We start from the raw sequence: 20295 nt of genomic DNA, 5'->3' as shown, positions 1-20295 counted from the left end.
TCATTATGAAAAAACTTGCCTTACTATCAATTTTTGCAGTAGCAATAATGTCGTGCAGCACTGATGATGAAACCCTTGCTACACCAGCACCAGACGCGTCAACTATAGATGTTTTAAAACCGGTAGCTCCCATTACAATTAAAGACACCACTAAAGACAGAGGGTGGGATATTACCAAGATAAAATGATATAGAATACTGGGCCGACCGTTCATCCATAAAAAATCACGTCCCGGAATTAACTCTGACACAGGAGGACGCTAAATTCCTGAAGGTAGGAAACCAATTAATTATTTTTTATGAAAAATTTATTCTATGGCCTTGTTGCCACAGTTGCTTTCTCATCTGGAGCATTTGCTAACACGCATGAGATGCCGGTTAATGAAAAAGTATTAGCCGAAAAAAACATTGTTTCTCAAGTAGAGGCAGCTGATGTTTTTTACAAAGATTGTAAAATTACGGTTAAAGGCACCGTTAATGGCAAAGAGGTTAACATCAGCGTTACCGTTGAAGCTAACGATTGTGTTGATGCTGCAATAAAACTGATCAAAGGTGTTGTTAACGAAATAAAAGGTTAGTCATGAAAAAGATATTATTCATTGCGGCATTTGCGTTAACAAGCAGTTTAACATTTGCTAATGGTAGTGTAGATACACTTAAGTCTAAAGAGGTAGTAACACCTGCTGTAAAAACGCAGAACAGTACCGATGCAAACGAGGCTAACAGAGACTGTACTGTAACCGTTAAAGGTACTTTTCAGGGGGTTGAAATTAATGTGGAACTAACAATTTCAGATACATCTTACCTGGACTGCCTTGGGCTAAAAGCGAAGATCAAACTTCTTGAGGCATTCTACGGATAGCCAAAATTTATCTGGCAGAGTTGCCCTTTGGGGTAGCTTTGCCAGCTTTTTTATAATCGTTTAACATAATAAAATAATCATGACTCGATATTTATTAATAGTACTGCTATATACAATTAATGTGTTTTCTCAGGCTGGTACATCTTACAAAGTAGAATACAATTATAAAAACATAGGGCTTAATGAAAATGAAAAGCTCGAATTAAGGTTAAATAAAAGCGATGCGATTTCCTACTTTCCGGGGGTGCAAAAATCTCTGGATACCGTTATGGTAGACCAGGAGGAAAATATCAGTTTTAGTGTTAAGCCTAACGATAGTATTGGGAGGCAATATTATTTTAACGGAAAAACAAAACAGATTGTTTTTAGGGAATTTGTAGGCATAAGCGGCAAATTTCTACCTGTTATTGTAGATGAAAAAATACCCAATTTTAACTGGCAGTTAAAAGATGACGTTAAGCTTATAAACAAAATGACCTGCAACAAAGCCATAGGCAAGTTTAGAGGGCGTACCTATGAAGTGTGGTATACTAAAGAAATTCCTACCGCTTTTGGCCCATGGAAGTTTAATGGCCTGCCGGGACTGGTATTAGAAGCAAAATCTACAGACAACAACATTTTTATACAGGTTGCAAAAATTTCTACACTTACAGCAAGTGTAATAAAAGAACCGGCTAAAGGTAAAAAGATAACACTTGACCAGTATGTAACATACAAAAACAATGAAGTTAACGACTTTATAGATCGTTTAAAAGCCAAGCTGCCAAGAGGAGCACAAATAAGCGCCCAAGTAGGCGAAAATTATGATCTGGAAAAAAGTTTTGAATAGTTACATCTACAATTACTATCATTATACACACTATGCATTGTTGTAAAAATTAAACAACCGGTAAGTAATGAAACTAACCACCCTCTTTTATATACTGCTTTTACTACTTGCGGCACGTGGCGCATCTCAAACTACAATTAGAGGTAAGGTAACAGATGTGAATAATGGAATACTGCAAAATGCCAGCATAATATTGAGTCCTGAAGGTAGTGCCGTTATAACGGCTTATGGATATACAGATGATAATGGGAAATTTTCTATAGTGGTAGATAAAACGGGGAATTTTAACCTTGTTATTTCGGCGTTATCTTTTAAGCCCGTTACCATAGCTGTAAAAATTAGCACTGAAGCCGTAGAAATAAATAAGGATGTTGTATTGCAATATGAACCGTTAGAATTAAATGAAGTTATAATAAATACAACTTCACCCATTAGTGTAAAACAGGATACAATTGTATTTGATGCAAAATATTTTAGCCAGGGCAATGAGCAGGTAGTTGAAGACTTACTGAAAAAAATTCCGGGCCTGTCAATCTCAGATGACGGTACAATAAAAGTGGGCAACCAGGAAATCGAAAATATAATGATCGATGGCGACGATATGTTTGATAAGGGGTATAAACTACTTACTAAGAACATGCCTGTTAATCCTATTGATAAGATTGAGGTGTTGCAACATTACTCAAACAACAAACATTTAAAAGGCATCGAAAAAAGTGAAAGGGTAGCGCTTAACCTTACGCTTAAAGACGATTTTAAACGGCAATGGTTTGGAAATACAAGTTTAGGCTATGGTGTAGCATCTGATAACAGATATGAGGCTAAAGGTAATCTTATGAACTTTGGGAAGAAAGACAAATATTATTTCCTGACTAATCTAAACAATATAGGTATTGATGCCACCGGAGATATAGACCATTTAATACGGCCTTACAGAGGTAATGAACCCGGCGGAGTGGGAGATGACCAAAATGCCCAATCAATACTTTCAATCAATGCCTATCAGCCACAGCTTAAGCAAAAAAGGGTAAATTTAAACAATGCAGAAATGGTTTCATTAAATGCGATACATGCCCTGTCTTCAAAAATTAAACTAAAAACCCTTGGCTTTTTCAACAGCGATGGTATAAATTTCTATAAAAACAGTATAGATTCTTATTTTGTGGAGGGTACTAACTTTACAAATACTCAAAATCAAAATGTGCGCAAAAATGCGCTCACGGGATTTGGTAAGGCAGACCTGATTTATGACATTAATGCAAATGTAACCATTGAATATACTGCTAAGTTTAACAGCACAAAAGGCAAAAATACAAGTGCACTACTTTTTAATGAAAATTATTTAGAAGAACATCTAAACGCATTAAACCAACTAATAGACCATAAAATAATTTTTACAAATAAATTTAAAAAAAACAGTGTATTACTTATTTCAGGAAGGTATATCAACGAAAAAACACCACAAAACTATGGTGTAAATCAATTTATTTATCAGGATTTATTTAATACTGAAGCCAGCAATGTAAAACAATATTCGCAAAACAAAATGCAGTTTGCTGGCCTGGAAGGACATCTTATTGACCGAAAATCAAGCGGAGACCTTTTAGAACTACAGTTTGGTAATAAATATCGAAATGATAAACTGGATTCTGACTTTGTCATTTTTAATGAAAATGTAGAAGTTAGCCGCCCAACTGATTTTCAAAATAATGTAGGCTATATAGTAAATGATACCTATGCAAAAGTAAAATATCTTACAAAGTTTAAGCGTCTAAGTATATTTGGGCAGCTGGAACTACACCAGTTTTTTAATGAACTTAAACAGGAAGCATCTTTAGAAAAGCAGTCACCTTTTTTAATAAGTCCTAAAATAGGTGCAGACTGGGAAATAAACAAAACCAATATTATCCAGACATCATATAGCTACACACCATCTAATGCTACAATTTTAGATGTTTACAGCAATTACATTCACACCGGTTTTCGCGATTTTTCTAAAGGTACTGGCAACTTCAATATTCTTGAAGCATCTTCCTTTTTACTCAATTATAATTATGGAAGCTGGGGCGATAAATTCTTTGCAAACACATTCTTTTTATATACTAAAAACCACGATTTTTTTAGTACAAATACTTTAATAGCGCAAAATTATTCTCTTTCAAAAAAGATAATAATTAAAGACCGTGAGTTTATAACATTTTCGTCAAATGTAAACCGGTATTTTAAATTCATTTATTCAAATTTAAAGCTCCTGGCAGGGGGCAGCAAGTATAATTTTAAGAACATTGTAAACGATTCTGATCTACGTGAAGTTAGAAGTCTTTCAGTTAATTATGGCTTTGAACTTCGGTCTGGCTTCAGGGGGTTCTTTAATTATCATATAGGTTCTAAATGGGATCATTCTGAGGTTAGTACAACGATAACTAATTCTTATACTAACAACACGTCATTTTTAGATTTGTCATTTATGTTTAGTCCAAAGTTTAATATACAGTTGCAATCAGAACGTTATTATTTCGGTAATATAGACAGTAACAGCAATAAATATTACTTTCTGGATGTAGAGGCACGTTATACGGTTAAAGACAACAAGCTAACTTTTACATTATCCGGTCAAAATCTTTTTAATACCAAAACTTTTACCGAATACCTGATTAATGATGTAAACATCTCTGTTACAGAATACAGGCTAATGCCCAGATATTTATTGCTCAAAGCAGAGTATCGCTTTTAAAATTTTTAACGTGATGCTATTAACAACCGGCAGACACGAGAAATTAGCTGTTTGTGCATGTGCTCACTGGCTTACCGGCAAGACAAGGCTTGCCTTTAGCAACGTTAGAACCATTGGCAAAAGGCCATAATCATTTATAATATTGAGGCTTAGTAGGAAGTGATTACCGTAACATTATAAGATGCCAATATTTCTATTAATGGCCTTTTTCTAAACGCAGGTGCAGGATTTGGTTGTAAAGACTAGTCGCTTCACAGGCTTTGGTGCAGATCTAAAAAAAAAATAAACCCTGTTTCTAAGAGAAACAGGGCAAGTATAAAAACTATTTGTTAAGTTATTTTTTTCTGTATTTTTTCATTTCGTCCTGAACGATGTCCATTAAAAATACATCTGGGAAATATTCTTCCAGCAAGGTGTGTTGTCTGTAATTAAGCCTCAAAGCATTATTAAGGTGAAAAACACCTTTATCAAGTTCCTGCTGTCTAAGGTACAGTGCTGCAAGGCGATATTCTACCTCATGCTCTTCGTCATAATATTCGGCTGCCTGCAAAAGTGTTGCAATAGCAGTATCAAACTCTCCAAGCTGTTGTAATGTATCAATCCAAAACAACCAGGTATCAAGCTGGTAATCGCCAAACTCTACAGCTTTTCGGTAACCTTCTTCGGCTTCCTCATAAAAGTTAAGCGCGTTGTTTATGGTAGCATAGCGCTTCCAGTACAACTTATTTTCGTTATCTATGCCTATAGCCTTATTTACATAATATAGCGCCTTTTGGTAATTCTTAAGGCGAATATAAAAATCTGTTATTGCTATCCAGGCTTTGTCTAAAAGCGGATCTTCATGCACCGTTTTAAGGTAAAACTTAAGCGCTTTCTCACGATTTCCAAGCCTTTCATAACATTTACCTACACGAAGCAGCGCAAAAGACGTAGGGTCATCAAGCTCCATAGTAGTATTATAACAGTCTATCGCGTCTTCATAACGCTTTAGTTTTTCCAGTGTCTTTGCTTTTTCAAGAAATGCACCCAAAAAACTTTCATCTATAAGCGTAGCATATTCAAATGCGCGTAGCGACTGTTCATACTCTTTAATGGCATAATACTGGCGGCCAAGCTGATGCCATGCCACTTCGCTATACGGATTCTTGTCTATAAACTCGTTTAAAAAAACAATGGCTTCCAGGTTCTGGTCCAAAAAGTCAAAACAATACACTACGTTGTAAAGCGCAGAATGGTCCTCTGTATCTTCTTCAAGACACTTTATAAAATTCTCTTTCGCCTTTTCAAGGTTGTCCATAAACAGATACTCCATACCCAGTAATGAATACACATCGGCAAGGTCATCGGTATATTTAAGGGCAATTTCTAAGTGCTCTACCGCTTTTTCATGCTGGTCGCGCTTACTGTAAATATTGGCTTTTTGTATATATATTTCTTCGTTTGTAGGCTCTATAGCATAGAGTTCATTGAGCAATTTTTCTGCCAGCTCAAGCTTGTCGTCAAAAACTAAAATTTCAACCTGTACTAATTTTAAACCTGTTGACCTGGGGTGTTGCTCCAGGCCGAGCTTTAAGGCCTTCTTAGCTAAATTAATTTTACCGCTGTCGAGATAATGAAGTATAATATCTTCAAACTCTTCAGAGTCAAAGAAGAATACTTTGTTGGTTTTCAACATCGATTCGAACTTTGATAAGGATAAACTGCGATCTTCTTCCTCGTGACTCAAATTCATACTCATGTGTTTAAAATTATCCTTCTTAAAGTTACAAAATTCTTACCTAAAAAGGAAATCTCTTAAATATCTTTTAAACAATTTAATTAACAAAACATTTATGTTAAGTAATTCGTTGTTTAAGGTTCGTAAGTTGTTGTTACTGAACCTATCTATTTTTGCTGCTCATTGAGCACTTCATTCATAACTTCAATAATGATGCCACAACCTTCTTTAATTTCATCTTCCGAAATTGTCAGGGGAGGGGTAATCCGTATTGCTTTTCCTTCAAATAGCAACCAGAATAATATCAACCCGCGTTTATGGCAGCGCAGTATAACTTCGTTAGTAATATCAGCGCTTTGGGTCATGGCGGCAAGCATCAGGCCTTCACCACGCACTGCCGTAATAAGCGGGTGTACGAGTAATTGCCTGAACAATTTTTCTTTTTCCAGCGCCTGCGCCATTATGTCAGTTTCTGTTATTTCCTGCAAAGTTGCAAGACAGGCCGCTGCTATAACAGGATGCCCCCCAAAGGTTGTTATATGTCCAAGTTTGGGGTCGTGGCTTAGGAGGTCCATCATATCGGCAGATGCCGTAAAAGCACCCACGGGCATACCGCCACCCATGCCTTTACCCATAACAACTACATCCGGTACCACATCATAGTTCTGGAAACCAAAAAGTTTACCTGTACGGCCAAAGCCTGGCTGTATTTCGTCGAGTATCATTATGGCACCGACTTCATCACAACGCTGTCGCACTTTTTTAAGAAAATCGTTATGTGGCTGTATAAATCCGGCACCTCCCTGTATGGTTTCAAGAATAATTCCGGCTGTTTTTGTGGTTATCTTTTGCAGGTCTTCTTCGTTGTTAAACGTAATAAAATTTACATCGGGTATAAGCGGGCGGAATATCTGCTTGCGCTCTTCGTGCCCCATTACACTCATACTGCCCATGGTGTTACCATGATAAGCATGATGGCACGAAATAAGCTGGCTACGCCCAGTTACCCGTCGTGCGAGTTTAAGTGCGCCCTCGGTAGCCTCAGTGCCGCTGTTTACCAGATAGGTTTTATTTAGTTGCGGTGGCATGTGCTCTGCCAGTAATCTGCAAAGTTCTGTAGCAGGATGTTGCGCATACTCTCCATATACCATTACATGGCTGTAGGTATTAAGCTGTTTTATAATAGCATCATTAACCCTGGGGTGTTTATGCCCAAGACTGGTAGCCGATACCCCGGCTACAAAGTCGAGGTAGGGTTTGTTGTCAACATCATAAATGTAGCTGCCCTCGGCGTGGCTTATGGCTATACCCAGCGGGTGTGGAGAGGTTTGTGCCTGGTATTTGTAAAAATCGTTTAGCATTGTTGCCCCCTCATCCCAAAACAGGATTTAGCACGGAGTAGGGGAAGACCCGTTTTTAAATAATTCAATAATAATAGCTACTGAGCTTTTTTAGCTGTAGTAGCAGGTGTAAGCTGTTTTGTCCTGGCGCTGCCCTGTGCCTTTTGTGTTGTTTTTGGAGTTTTATTTGCCGAAGAAGGCAGTGTTTGAGCAGGTGTACCGGCTGCTGGCTGAACTTCAGGCTTTGGTTTAGGATGATCCTTGTCATAATTAAGGGTTTCCTTTAACGGCTCCATAGGCTTGTCTACTATGTTTTTAAGCTTTCCTGTTTTTCGTAGTATGTCTTCGTGCAGTTTCTTTTCCTCTTCAGGAAAGATATCATCTTTTGTCAATATCATTTCATCGCCCCGCCATATAAAGCCTTTTAGCTTTCGGGCATTTTCGGCAAAGTCCTTTTCCGGATAACTTTCACTCCGTGGGCTCACCATAGATGTTACAGATACAATTTCGTTGTTTTCTAGCTCCAGATGTATTTTACTGCTTACACCCTTGTCAATACCTATAAGTTCATCATCATCGTTATACATGTAGTATATCTTTTCTGTGTTACCCACAAGGTCTATTTCATAAAGCTTATTTTCTCGGAACTTACCATAGAGGTTTTTACCTTTTACCTGATTGTACCGCGCCCTGTCCGGGTGAGCTTTACTCCATAGCGTATCAACCTGAACAATGAAAGCATTTGTAAGTACCTTTATGCTGTCTAGCTGCTGGGTAGTATTGTTTGAAATAAGATGAATAACATCGCCTGTTACCTGGCTTTGTCCGTTCCATACTACGGGACGGCGTATGAGCTGCGTTAATCCTTTTTCTTCGTCAGAATGTATAGAGTCGCACTTACCGCTCATATCTGTTTTAAAAAAACGGGCGTTGCTAAAGCCACGCACCACGCGGCAGCCTTCTGGGCCGGTAACGATCATCTTTTTTGCATGCAGGTATAATGAGTCTTTTTCTACCAGTGTTATTACTTCTGCATGGCGTGTCAGCATTAGTGAGTCCTTGGCTTTGTAGACTTCGGCATAGTGTCCGCGGCCAATGAATTTATTAACGGTATCTGTAATCCTGACATTGTTTGTAGCCGACGAGAATTCCCGTTTTCGGTCATAATACAAACTGTCTCCCCTAATAATCTGGGTGCCGTTTTTTATGTAGGAGTTGGTAAGCAGCTTGGCAACATTCTTTTTGGTATCGTAAAATCCCTTTTCGGTATATATAAAATTGTCTTTTCCGGTAATGGTCGTAGGGCCAAAAACATAAGCATGGCCACCGGCAGTATAGTAGTCCAGGTTATTAGACTTCATTACATACTGGGGGTTGGTAAGTGTTACCGCACTACGAAATTCATATTTTTTTTGTGCCACAAAGTAGCGTCCGGATTTACTTTTAAGTACATTGTCAGCACTGGTTATAGTACCGCCACTACGGTAATACGCCTGCTGTATATTCCGGTCAAAATATACGGTATCGGTAACCAGTTTCATATCGGGCGAACGCATACTTACACCGCCGCTGGCAAATGCAAATTTTTTCTCTCCGTTATATTCTGCATAACGGCTGTTCATAAAAAGGGTATCGCCCTGGTTCATGGCTACTTCGCCAAACAACTTGGCATAGTTCTCCGATTCAAAATAATAAGCTTTATTTGAGGTGATTAACGCGCCATCGTGTATAAGGCGTACATTCCCCGTAAGTACTACCGCACCTGGTATCTCAGTCTGGTCGCCATTAATAAAATCTGCATGATCTATAAGTAGCTTCTTACTTTGCTGCGCAGGCGGGGTTTGTGCCATCATGGTTAATGATAACAGCTGTAGCAATATGGCCAGGAATAATGTCTTTTTCAAAGTCAAAATTTATTTGAACAAATTTACGTAAAATAGGTTAGAAACAATTTAAGCAAGCAGTGCAAACGTTTCAAAATATAGGCCACGAATTATATAAGTTAAACGAATTTTTATTCCGGTTCTTATTCGTATTAAAATTAAAACCGGATTTCTCCGTGAAATTTAGGTGTCCAATAAAAAACCGCCTTTAAAAGGCGGCTTATATTATAATGTTTCAGTTCTGTTCTTTGATGTAAAAATAAGATAGAAACCAACGAGTATAAATGGTATACTTAGCCATTGCCCGGTAGAGAGTATGGGGTGGGCACCTTCAAAGCCGCCCTGACTTTCTTTAACGTATTCTACTACAAAACGAACGGTCCAGAGCAATACAAGAAATACCCCGAAAATAAGCCCCCTGAATTTGCGTGCCGGTGTTTTCCAGTACATATAGAATAAAATGGCAAATACAAAGATGTATAAAAATGCTTCATATAACTGGGCAGGGTAACGATAAGGTATTGCGTTAAGCACCTCTGCAAATTTAGGATCGTGCTCAATGGTTTTATAAGCATGATCTGGAGATGTTGACTGTGTAAGCTGTACAGCCTGATACGGTTTAAGTCCAATAATTCTGCCCGCTACGGTTACACTGTCCTCTCCGCGCACAAAACGAACTGCTGTGGGCATATTAGGGTCTGTTACTGGTTTACCAATGATCTCGCTGTTAAAAAAGTTACCAATCCTTACAAAAATACCACCACTGGTTACCGGTAGTGTAATACGGTCCAGTACCCATAGCGCAGGCCTGAAAATTACCTTTTTGCTGTACCATAATACTGCAAGTATAACACCTAAAGCTGCACCATGGCTGGCAAGGCCGGCAAAGCCTGTAAATTCAAACTTCCCGTTACTATCCCATCGGAAGGGCAGGAGTATTTCTGAAAGATGGTCTTTAAAGTAAGGCCAGTCGTAAAAAAACACGTGTCCAAGCCTGGCGCCAAGTAATGTGGCTACAATAGTATATATAAAAAGCTTGTCAAGTTTTTCTACCGATTCGCCCTCGCGGTCAAATATTTTTTTTGTAACGAACCAGCCAAGGCCAAACGCTACCACAAACATCAGGCTGTATATGCGTATGGTTATGGGGCCAAGATCAAATCCTTCGGTAGGGTTCCAGGTAATGCTAAGGCTGTGTATCATTATTGGGTACTATATATTTTATAGGTTTGTCTTACAAAATTTAGATTTGTTACAAACTTTAAGATTAATTAATGGCTATGCCCACAAGATTTTCCGGGAACGGGGTCATATCCCTTACCGCCCCACGGGTTACAGCTTACAATGCGCTTCGCGCTGAGCCATCCACCCTTAAAAAGGCCGTGTGTTTTTAGAGCCTCTATTGTATATTGCGAACATGTGGGTGTATACCGGCATACCGATGGCAAAAAAGGGGAGAGGGCTACCTGGTAAAAGCGCACTAACAGCACAAAAGGCATGGTAATAATTTGCCCTGCTTTCATTATAGCTTAGTTAACGCTGAATGTAGTGCCTTCACGGCTGTCTTTCAGTTCAATGCCCAGGTCGTTAAGGCGGTCGCGTATCTGGTCGCTTAGCGCAAAGTTTTTATTAGCGCGGGCTTCCTTTCTCATCTCTATAAGCATATTTACAACACCTTCAAGCTTATCATTGCTGCCATCCTGTCCTTTTTCATCTCTTAGGCCAAGTACATCAAATGCAAAGGCATTAATTGATTTGGTAAAGCTTTCAAGGTCAGAGGCAGTTAGCGTTTCTTTGTTGTCTTTAAGCAGGTTTACAAAGCGCACACCTTCAAATAACTGAGCAATGAGTATAGGACTGTTAAAGTCGTCATTCATGGCATCATAACATGCTTTTTTCCATGTTTCGATATCCAGTGTAGAAGTGGCTGAAGCTGCAACGTCGCCCAGTGTTTCTAAAGCTTCCATAAGCTTATTGTACCCTTTTTCGCTGGCTACAATAGCATCGTTACTAAAGTCGAGCACGCTGCGGTAGTGTGCCTGCAACATAAAGAAGCGCGCAACAGATGGGCTAAACGCTTTGCTCAGTACATCATTGCTACCGGTAAATATTTCGCGTGGCAGTATGTTATTACCTGTAGATTTGCTCATTTTCTTCCCGTTAAGGGTAAGCATATTGGCGTGCATCCAGTAATTAACAGGGCTTTGTCCTGTAGCTGCTTCATTCTGTGCAATTTCACATTCATGGTGCGGGAATTTTAAGTCCATACCACCGCCGTGAATATCAAAATGGTTGCCCAGGTACTTAGTGCTCATTGCAGTACACTCCAGATGCCATCCGGGGAAACCGTCGCCCCACGGCGATGGCCAGCGCATAATGTGTTCCGGCTCTGCTTTTTTCCAAAGGGCAAAATCTGCTGGGTTGCGTTTTTCGTCCTGCCCACTCAGTTCGCGGCTGTTACTAAGCATATCATCAAGATTACGGCCGCTAAGCTTGCCATAATCATGCCCTTCATTAAACTTTACCACATCAAAATAAACAGATCCGTTACTTTCGTAAGCATATCCATTTGCAAATATCTCCTTAATGGTTTCTATCTGCTCAATGATGTGTCCCGTAGCGGTTGGCTCTATGCTTGGCGGCAGGTTATTGAACAACTCCAGTATCTGGTGAAAATCTACCGAATACTGCTGTACAATTTCCATAGGCTCCAGCTTTTCGAGCCTTGCTTTCTTGGCTATTTTATCTTCGCCTTCATCGGCATCATCCTCTATATGGCCTACATCGGTAATATTGCGCACATACCTTACCTTATACCCTAAATGTTTAAGGTAGCGGTATACCAGGTCAAAAGATATAAACGTACGGCAGTTGCCCAGGTGCACATTGCTGTAAACGGTAGGACCGCATACATACATGCCCACGCTGCCTTCGTGCAGTGCGATAAACGTTTCTTTTTCGCCGCTAAGGGAATTATATATCTTCAGATGCTGGTTTTGGTAAAGCTGCATATATTATATAATAGGTGTTATAAAAGTGGATAGTTATTTTTAAAACTGGGTGTCAAGTTTAATATAGTCTAAAAATTCGCGCCTTACAGCCTCTTCTTTAAACTTACCTCCAAACTCGCTTGTTACGGTGCTGCTCTCAATATCGCGTATGCCGCGAGAGTTTACACAAAGGTGTTTTGCATCTATAACACATGCTACATCAAGCGTGTTCAGCGCTTTTTGCAGTTCCTGTACAATTTGCATGGTAAGGCGTTCCTGTACCTGAGGGCGTTTTGCATAAAAATCTACAATACGGTTCATTTTGCTAAGCCCTATTACAGACCCATTGCTAATGTAAGCCACGTGAGCACGGCCTACAATAGGCAGCAGGTGGTGCTCGCAGGTAGAGTAAACGGTAATGTTTTTTTCTACCAGCATTTCGCCATATTTGTATTTGTTTTCAAAGGTAGAAGAACCGGGTTTTTTAGCAGGGTTAAGCCCGCCAAATATTTCTTTTACAAACATTTTTGCTACACGGTTAGGCGTGCCCTTAATGCTGTCGTCTGTAAGATCCATACCCAGTGTGCGCAGTATGCTTTCTACATCCTTTTTTATCAGGTTTATTTTTTCGTCATCGGCAAGGTCAAAAGCATCAGCCCTTAAAGGCGTTTCTGCACCAGATCCAATATGGTCATCTCCTATTTCGTCCCTGTATTCTTCGTTGTGGGTCATTATTGTAATGTTTACTGTAAAAATAGTTTGCAAAGATAGTTATAAAAATTTTTTAAATAAGTTGCCTTTAAAATACATTTATAAATTTCGATAACATTCTTGATTGCTTATTGGATAAACAGTATTTAACATGGAATTAAGAGTTGAATTGTTCAATGTTAAGTAATTTAACTTAAAATCTTACATTTAATAAAAATTTGAAAAAATTGAAGATTTATGTAGGGAAAAATGCTTTTAGCCTGTTATTATAAAAAAATGTAACTTTTTTGTTGCCATAAGTTCATTTTATCGTAAATTTCGCGCTTTTAAAACCATTGTCAGAAAATGAAAAAATACTATTTTCTTCTCTTAGCTATTTTGTTATCATTCACTGCACTAGCTCAAAATCCAGGAAGCTCTGCTTCTAATATGGTATTTGTCTGTGGTGAACAACAGCAGGGGTATCCCACCTTTCCAAGTACAGCAGGTACCGTAGCAGATCCTAACTCTGCCCAGGGATATGGATGTCTCGGAACGCAGCCTAACCCGCTATGGACGTATATATACATCAATGCCGATGGTAATATGCAGTTACAGGTAGAACAGGTAGACGTTAACGGGAATCCTATCGACGTTGACTTTATAGCTTGGGGACCATTTTCGACGCCACAGTCAGGTCCGGCATATCTAAATCCAGGTACTACAGTAGATTGTAGTTATTCTCCAGATCCTACAGAGGCCATAGATTTAGGTACTGTACATGCCGGTGAATATTATGTAATCCTTATTACAAATTTCAGAAATGTTCCCGGTGTCATAACTTTTGCACAAACAACTATTGGAGGAGATGGAGCAACTGCCTGTCCTGAATGTGTTGTTAACTTAGGTGCAGACCAGTTTCCATGTCCTGACACAAATGTTACTTTGGTTGCTGCAACTACTTCAAACGCGGCTAATTATCTTGATGCTAGTACCACCTATGCCTGGACGGTTAATGGAACTCCAACAGGAACAAACTCACGTACGCTTACAGTTACACAATCGGGTGCTTATGCTGTTACCGTAAGTAACGCGGCGTGTCCTGATGGTGCTACTGATACAGTTAACGTTACTTTTAGTGATCCATATCCTAATGGTGTACCTAATAATTTAGTTGTATGTTCTCCAGGGTCGCATAGTTTTGACCTTACGGTAAATGATGCCTTAATACTTAATGGCGCAGATCCTGATTTATGGACGCTAACGTATTATCCTAGTCAGGCTGCTGCGGCTGCCGGTACAGGAGCCATAACTAACCCAACTTCATATCCAGTTACGGGGCAGCAAACTGTATGGTATACATTAGAAGATTATTTTGCACCATGTATATCAACTCCAAAGAGTTTTGTGGTTGCTGCAATACCGGCACCACAACCTGTAACACTACAAGGGTTGGGTTCGTGTGATCCGGATAATAACGGACTAGAAACTTTTGATCTTACCGTTCAGGATGCTCCTGTGCTTAATGGTCTTAACCCTGCTATTTTTGAGGTGCGCTATTATGCAAGTGCTGCCGATGCAGATGCAGATGTGAGCCATATATTAAACCCTACTACTTTTACTACTGGTAGTACCACTATATATGTGAGGGTTACAAATATCCAGAACCGTGCATGTTACAGTGTTTCAAACTTCTCTATAGTAGTTACGGCACAGTTACAGGTTACGCCTCCGGCAAACGTTGCTATTTGCAGCAATGGTAGTTATATACTTCCGGCTCTTACTATAGGTAATTATTATACTGCCACTAACGGTGGTGGTACCCAGCTACCTGTAGGTACAGCTATAACAACTACACAAACTATATTTGTTTATGCTACAGCAGGTACTGCGCCTAACACTTGTAGCGATGAAGATACGTTTACGGTAACGGTATTTCCTCAGCCTGTAGTGGGTACATTAACAGGTTTGTATTCATGTGATGCAGATAATAATGGTCTGGAAAATTTTGACCTGACTGTTCAGGATACTCCTGCTCTAAATGGGCTTGATCCTAATATTTTTGAAGTACGTTATTATGCAAATACTTCAGATGCCAGTAGTGATGCTAGCCATATTGTAACTCCTAATATTTACAGTACAGGTAGTACTACTATATATGTAAGGATTACTAATACTCAAAACCGTTCATGCTATAGCGTTTCGAGCTTTCCTATAGTGGTTACACCAACGCCACAGGTTACTCCTCCGGCAAATGCTGAAATTTGTAGCAATAGTAGTTATATACTTCCTTCTCTTACTGTAGGTAATTATTATACTGCCACTAATGGTGGTGGTACACAATTAGCTGTAGGTACTGCTATAACAACTACACAAACTATATATGTATATGCTGTTGCCGGTACGGCTCCAAATACATGTACCGATGAAGATAGCTTTACTGTTACAGTATATCCGCAACCTGTAGCAACAGTGATTCCTAATGTAACAATATGTCGTAGCTACACGCTTGATCCGCTTCCGGCTAACAGTAAATATTTTACCGGGCCTAACGGAACAGGTATTGAGTTGCTTGCAGGAGATGTGTTAACCAGTACAAGAACGGTATATGTTTATGCGCAAACGGGTAACGGTACTCTTACATGTACAGATGAAAGCTCTTTTGTAGTTACCATTGTGCAGCCACCGGTACTTGTTGCTCCTACAAGGTTGGAAGCATGTGACGATGTATCGAATGACGGTGTTGCACAATTTAATCTTATACCTTCCGGAAATCAGGCTATTAATAGCCAACCGGGCTATACTGTTAGTTTTTATACTACACAGGCTTCGGCACAGGCAGGAGGTAATACTAACCTTATTCTAACCCCAGGAACCTATACGGGAGGATCTAACGTATTTATACGTGTAGTTTCAACAGCAGATAATAGCTGTGCTTCTGTAATTGCACTTCCTATTGTTGTATGGCCTCATCCCGTTGTCAACCCAATCCAGGATATAGTACTTTGCGACGACACTGCCCCTGCATTAGACGGCAAGGAAGTGTTTGACCTTACGAGCCGTAATACGCAGGCTACAAGCGACCCAACGGATGTTGTAACCTACTACAGGAGCAACAGCGATGCGCAGCTTGACCAGAATGCGATCATCTCACCTGCCACCTACCAGAATGAAACCCGTGACAGGCAACAGGTATGGGTACGAGTAGAAACAATACACGGCTGTTATGATGTAGGGAGCTTCAACCTAATCGTCAACCCGCTACCATTAGCGGATTTAAGCAGCCCGATTTTCTACGCCTGTGAAGAAACCCCGGGTGAAGGCTTGTTCTATTTTGACAGGTTAGACCCTGTAATGATGGGCGGCCAGGCCGGTTATACGGCACTGTACTATGAAAACCAGGCCGATGCGGTACCTGGCAATGCGAACTTCATTACGGTCAACCCGTACCTTTCGGTAAACAAAACGATCTATGCACTGGTAACCAATACGGCTACGGGCTGTAGCGTTGTTGCACCGGCCCAACTGGAAGTACAACCGGCGCCTATCGCACCAAACCCGACCGATCTTGAAGAATGTGACTTCAACAACGATAATGTAACGACGTTCAACCTTCAGGATGCACTGGATGAGATCCAGGCGGCAATGGGAGGTACGGTAACCCTTACGATCCATGAGACGTCAGCGGATGCAAACTACCAGAACGGGACCAACCCGATCACCACGCACCTGAATGACTATACAAACATCGAGGCACAGACCACGGGAGGCATCCAGACGCTTTACATCCGTGTAAACTCAGCCACTACCTCATGTTTTGACGTAGTACCGCTACGCCTTGTGGTGCACCCTGTACCGGAAGCGACAGACCCACTTGAGGACTATGCACTTTGCGACAACGGCGCCAGCGATACCGACGGCCAGGCGATCTTTGACCTTACCAGCTACCAGGCTATCGTGCTGAACACGATGAACCCTGCCCAGTTTACGGTAAGCTACCATACCGGCCTTAGCAGTGCACAGCTTGGCACCCCGGCTATCGCTACCCCTGGTACACATACGTCAGCCACAGCTACAGTATACATCAGGGTAACGAATAACGCTACGGGCTGTTACGACATTGTACCACTAAACCTTGTAGTAAACCCACTACCGGTAGTAACGAACCCAACACCGCTGGTACTTTGTGACGAGCATAACTCCGGCGATGAGGTCGAGGAATTTGACCTTACCGGTAAGACAGACGAGATCACAGGAGGCGTAAACGGTTTAACCACCACGTTCCACACGAACCTTGCGGATGCAGAATCAGGTACCGGAGCAATCCCTAACCCTGAGACGTATGAAAATACCGGCTCCCCTGCGGTACAGCCCATCTTTGTAAGGGTAACCGATAATGTAACGGGCTGCTACCGTATCGTACTATTGGACATCCGTGTAGAGCCACTTCCGGTACTGGTAAGCCCAACGCTGGATGAACTGACCATATGCGATACCAACGGCTCAGGCTATGGTAATATTGACCTGGACGCGCTTGTAGCGAACATGGTCAACAATGGTGTAGGCTTAACAGTAGCCTTCTACCGCACACAGGATGATGCAGAAAGGGGCAACAACCCTATATTGAACACATCCGACTATGAGAACGTAACACCGGGCAGCCAGGTACTTTATGTGGTTGCTACCAATACGGTAACAGGATGCCGCTCTATAGTCTACCCGATCACGATCATCATTACCCGTGCGCCGATAGCAGTAACGCTAACCGACCTGACGGACTGTGATGATGAAGACAGCGACAATACCGACCACAGGAGGGTATTTGACCTGACTCAAAAAGATGCTGAAGTATACACCCAGACCGGAGTTGCCCCGGGCAGCTACACGATCGAGTATTTTACCAGTGAGGTGAATGCCCAGGCCGGAGCACCACGCATCACCACACCACAGAGCTACCGCGGCACCGACGGCGAGCAGGTATGGGTAAGGGTAAGTGTACCGGGCACGGACTGCTACCAGGTAAGCAGCTTTGAGCTGCATGTCAATGCGCCACAAGAGCTTGCCACCCCAACGGTGCTGATGCTGTGTGACGAGGCCCTTCCAAACGACGGCAAGACCGCCTTTGACCTTACGGCAATGAACGACTACATCCTGACGCCAACCGGCATCGGGGAAAGTAACATCGTAGAATACTTTGAAGACAGTGCCTATACCAGCCTGATCAGCCCTGCAAGCGCTTATACCAATACCTCAAACCCGCAAACGGTGTTTGTACGTGTTACCACGCCACAGGGTTGTGAGAGCTACAGCAGCGTAACGCTAAGGGTAGTGCCAAGGCCAACGCCAAACATAGCGCCAACACCACTGGAGCTTTGCGATACGAATGATGCCAACCTTGGCGACGGTATCGAGGTGTTTAACCTTGACCTTGCCAAACGCAACATACTGGGCGGGGATACCCAGAGCCAGGTGGCCTACTATACCACAGAAGCCGCCGCCGAAGCAGGCGACATTACCGCTGCAGAATACATCGGTACCCCAACAGCGTATACGAGTGTAACCCCATGGAACGATACGGTATATGTACGTGTAACGCGTACCGATACCCAGCCGGGCGCACCGGGCTGTGCAGAAGTTGTAGCCTTACCGCTTATCGTAAACCCACTGCCACCGGTATATGACAGCACCGGCGTAGTACCATTGTATGCGATCTGTAACGACCCGACGACCGGCTTTGAGACGTTCAACCTAATCGGTCATATAACCGACCTGCTAACCACTGCAGGTGTAAACCCTACCGATTATGCAATCAGGTTCTATAAAGACATGGCTGCCTATACGGCAGGTACGGCATTGCCGCACAACTATACCAACGTAACGGCAGGGCACCAGCAGATCCTGGTACATGTAACAGACAACACAACCCGTTGTGAGATACTGACAACACTTGAGCTTTATGCAGAGCAGGCAGCTGTAGCCAACCCTGTTACAAGCCCGGCTAACAGCCCAATGGTGGAATGTGACTATGACGGTACAAACGACGGCTTTACGGCCTTTGACCTTACCCCAGCAGGAGCAGAAGTACTGGGCACCCAGAACCCTGCACAATATACACTGGGCTACTACACCAGCCAGGCAGCAGCCGAGGCAGGCGATATCACGGCAGCGGAGTATATAGCAACGCCTGCAGCGTTTACCAATACGGTATACCTTGGGCAGACGATCTGGGTAAGGGTAACCAACACCAGCACGTTCTCACCATGCTATGCAGTAACAAGCTTTAACATCAGGGTAAGCTTGCTGCCAACACCAAACATTACCAGTGAAGACAACGATGATACCTTGTGTGTGGAATACAGCAGTGGCAACGTAAACAAACCGGTGTACCTGCATGCAGGCGACACCACGGCAGGCAACACCTACCAGTGGTACCTTAACGGTACGGCAGTAACCACGAACGGCACCTCAGAAAGGTACACAGCAACCGAAGAAGGCCTTTACACGGTAGAAGTATGGAATGCAGACAGCTGTATCTCAGATGCAGTGGCACCGTTTGAAGTATTCCTTTCAGGGCCGGCGGAAATCATTAATACAGGTTATGTGGTAAGCAACGCCTTTGGGGACAACCAGACGGTAACGGTACTTGTACAGGGCTATGGCGACTACCAGTACAGCCTTGCCCCTGAAGATGCAGACGGCAATGCCACGCCACTGGGCCCATGGCAGAACTCGAATGTATTTACTAATGTACCGCTGGGCTTCTTTACGGTATACGTTCGTGATGCGAACACCCTTGAGATCAACCCATGTGACATGCTAAGGATCCCGGGTGTAAGCGTAGTGGACTACCCTAAATACTTCACACCAAACGGCGATGGCATCAACGACTACTGGAACATCATCGGTCTTCAGGGCACGGGTGCAAGGATCTTTATCTTTGACCGTTACGGCAAGCTGATCAAACAGCTGAGCCCTGACAGCAGGACCGACAAAGGCCAGGGGTGGGACGGTACCTACAACGGTAACCCGTTACCGTCAGACGACTACTGGTTTACGGTTGAGTTCAACGAGAACGGCCATGCAAGGACCTTTAAGGCGCACTTTGCAATGAAGCGATAATAGTTACAATGTTCAGTGGCAGTAAGCAGTAGCTTCACTAAACTGAGTAATACAAACCACAAATAGAAAACCCGGGCAGCCTATTGGCTGCCCGGGTTGTTTTTATAGGTAGGTCTTATATATTACAATACG

The 20295-nt window shown here is 42.0% G+C and carries 13 protein-coding genes; 6 read left to right on the top strand and 7 right to left on the bottom strand.

Features of this window, described 5'->3' with window-relative positions; all coding sequences use genetic code 11:
- Positions 1 to 5: 5 nt before the first annotated feature.
- The 5 genes from DYH63_RS11595 to DYH63_RS11575 all read left to right on the top strand — a co-directional run bounded on the left by DYH63_RS11595 (position 6) and on the right by DYH63_RS11575 (position 4424).
- Entirely contained in the window at positions 6 to 188 is a 183-nt protein-coding gene (locus tag DYH63_RS11595; RefSeq protein ID WP_116788961.1) for a hypothetical protein, read from the top strand.
- 110 nt (positions 189 to 298) lie between these two features.
- Positions 299 to 577, top strand: a complete 279-nt coding sequence (locus DYH63_RS11590) for a hypothetical protein (RefSeq protein WP_116788960.1) — start codon at positions 299 to 301, stop codon at positions 575 to 577.
- A 2-nt stretch (positions 578 to 579) separates the two neighbouring features.
- Positions 580 to 861: a hypothetical protein gene (locus DYH63_RS11585; RefSeq protein WP_116788959.1), complete on the top strand. Its 282-nt coding sequence runs from the start codon at positions 580 to 582 to the stop codon at positions 859 to 861.
- Between the two features lie 79 nt (positions 862 to 940).
- The gene (locus tag DYH63_RS11580) at positions 941 to 1690 is read left to right on the top strand and encodes a GLPGLI family protein (protein ID WP_116788958.1); all 750 of its coding nucleotides are present in this window, start codon (positions 941 to 943) and stop codon (positions 1688 to 1690) included.
- 67 nt (positions 1691 to 1757) lie between these two features.
- Positions 1758 to 4424, top strand: coding sequence for a carboxypeptidase-like regulatory domain-containing protein (locus DYH63_RS11575; protein WP_116788957.1), 2667 nt, complete (start codon positions 1758 to 1760; stop codon positions 4422 to 4424).
- 334 nt (positions 4425 to 4758) lie between these two features.
- On the opposite strand, the gene DYH63_RS11570 is transcribed toward DYH63_RS11575, so the two are convergent.
- The 7 genes from DYH63_RS11570 to folE all read right to left on the bottom strand — a co-directional run bounded on the left by DYH63_RS11570 (position 4759) and on the right by folE (position 13086).
- Entirely contained in the window at positions 4759 to 6156 is a 1398-nt protein-coding gene (locus DYH63_RS11570; protein ID WP_116788956.1) for a tetratricopeptide repeat protein, read from the bottom strand.
- A gap of 152 nt (positions 6157 to 6308) precedes the next feature.
- Entirely contained in the window at positions 6309 to 7502 is a 1194-nt protein-coding gene (locus DYH63_RS11565) for an aspartate aminotransferase family protein (protein ID WP_116788955.1), read from the bottom strand.
- 77 nt (positions 7503 to 7579) lie between these two features.
- The gene (locus tag DYH63_RS11560) at positions 7580 to 9385 is read right to left on the bottom strand and encodes an OstA-like protein (protein WP_369692779.1); all 1806 of its coding nucleotides are present in this window, start codon (positions 9383 to 9385) and stop codon (positions 7580 to 7582) included.
- A gap of 204 nt (positions 9386 to 9589) precedes the next feature.
- Complete coding sequence (lgt, locus tag DYH63_RS11555; RefSeq protein ID WP_116788953.1) at positions 9590 to 10567, bottom strand: prolipoprotein diacylglyceryl transferase; 978 nt, start codon at positions 10565 to 10567, stop codon at positions 9590 to 9592.
- Positions 10568 to 10635: 68 nt separating this feature from the next.
- The gene (yidD, locus tag DYH63_RS11550; protein WP_116788952.1) at positions 10636 to 10887 is read right to left on the bottom strand and encodes a membrane protein insertion efficiency factor YidD; all 252 of its coding nucleotides are present in this window, start codon (positions 10885 to 10887) and stop codon (positions 10636 to 10638) included.
- Positions 10888 to 10893: 6 nt separating this feature from the next.
- Positions 10894 to 12375: a cysteine--tRNA ligase gene (gene cysS / locus DYH63_RS11545; RefSeq protein ID WP_116788951.1), complete on the bottom strand. Its 1482-nt coding sequence runs from the start codon at positions 12373 to 12375 to the stop codon at positions 10894 to 10896.
- A gap of 39 nt (positions 12376 to 12414) precedes the next feature.
- Complete coding sequence (gene folE / locus DYH63_RS11540) at positions 12415 to 13086, bottom strand: GTP cyclohydrolase I FolE (RefSeq protein WP_116788950.1); 672 nt, start codon at positions 13084 to 13086, stop codon at positions 12415 to 12417.
- A 324-nt stretch (positions 13087 to 13410) separates the two neighbouring features.
- On the opposite strand from folE, the gene DYH63_RS11535 reads away from it, so the two are divergent.
- Positions 13411 to 20163 carry a T9SS type B sorting domain-containing protein gene (locus tag DYH63_RS11535; RefSeq protein WP_116788949.1) on the top strand — a complete coding sequence of 2251 codons (6753 nt, stop codon included), beginning with the start codon at positions 13411 to 13413 and terminating at the stop codon, positions 20161 to 20163.
- Positions 20164 to 20295 lie beyond the last annotated feature (132 nt).

The sequence above is a fragment of the Flavobacterium psychrotrophum genome, from assembly GCF_003403075.1.
Lineage (GTDB): Bacteria > Bacteroidota > Bacteroidia > Flavobacteriales > Flavobacteriaceae > Flavobacterium > Flavobacterium psychrotrophum.
Note: the sequence above shows the minus strand (reverse complement) of the source record. Positions and strands in the feature narration are given on the sequence as shown.

Coding starts and splice junctions, on each gene's coding strand:
- DYH63_RS11595 (WP_116788961.1), top strand. CDS start 6: ATGAAAAAACTTGCCTTACTATCAATTTTTGCAGTAGCAATAATGTCG.
- DYH63_RS11590 (WP_116788960.1), top strand. CDS start 299: ATGAAAAATTTATTCTATGGCCTTGTTGCCACAGTTGCTTTCTCATCT.
- DYH63_RS11585 (WP_116788959.1), top strand. CDS start 580: ATGAAAAAGATATTATTCATTGCGGCATTTGCGTTAACAAGCAGTTTA.
- DYH63_RS11580 (WP_116788958.1), top strand. CDS start 941: ATGACTCGATATTTATTAATAGTACTGCTATATACAATTAATGTGTTT.
- DYH63_RS11575 (WP_116788957.1), top strand. CDS start 1,758: ATGAAACTAACCACCCTCTTTTATATACTGCTTTTACTACTTGCGGCA.
- DYH63_RS11570 (WP_116788956.1), bottom strand. CDS start 6,156: ATGAATTTGAGTCACGAGGAAGAAGATCGCAGTTTATCCTTATCAAAG.
- DYH63_RS11565 (WP_116788955.1), bottom strand. CDS start 7,502: ATGCTAAACGATTTTTACAAATACCAGGCACAAACCTCTCCACACCCG.
- lgt (WP_116788953.1), bottom strand. CDS start 10,567: ATGATACACAGCCTTAGCATTACCTGGAACCCTACCGAAGGATTTGAT.
- yidD (WP_116788952.1), bottom strand. CDS start 10,887: ATGAAAGCAGGGCAAATTATTACCATGCCTTTTGTGCTGTTAGTGCGC.
- cysS (WP_116788951.1), bottom strand. CDS start 12,375: ATGCAGCTTTACCAAAACCAGCATCTGAAGATATATAATTCCCTTAGC.
- folE (WP_116788950.1), bottom strand. CDS start 13,086: ATGACCCACAACGAAGAATACAGGGACGAAATAGGAGATGACCATATT.
- DYH63_RS11535 (WP_116788949.1), top strand. CDS start 13,411: ATGAAAAAATACTATTTTCTTCTCTTAGCTATTTTGTTATCATTCACT.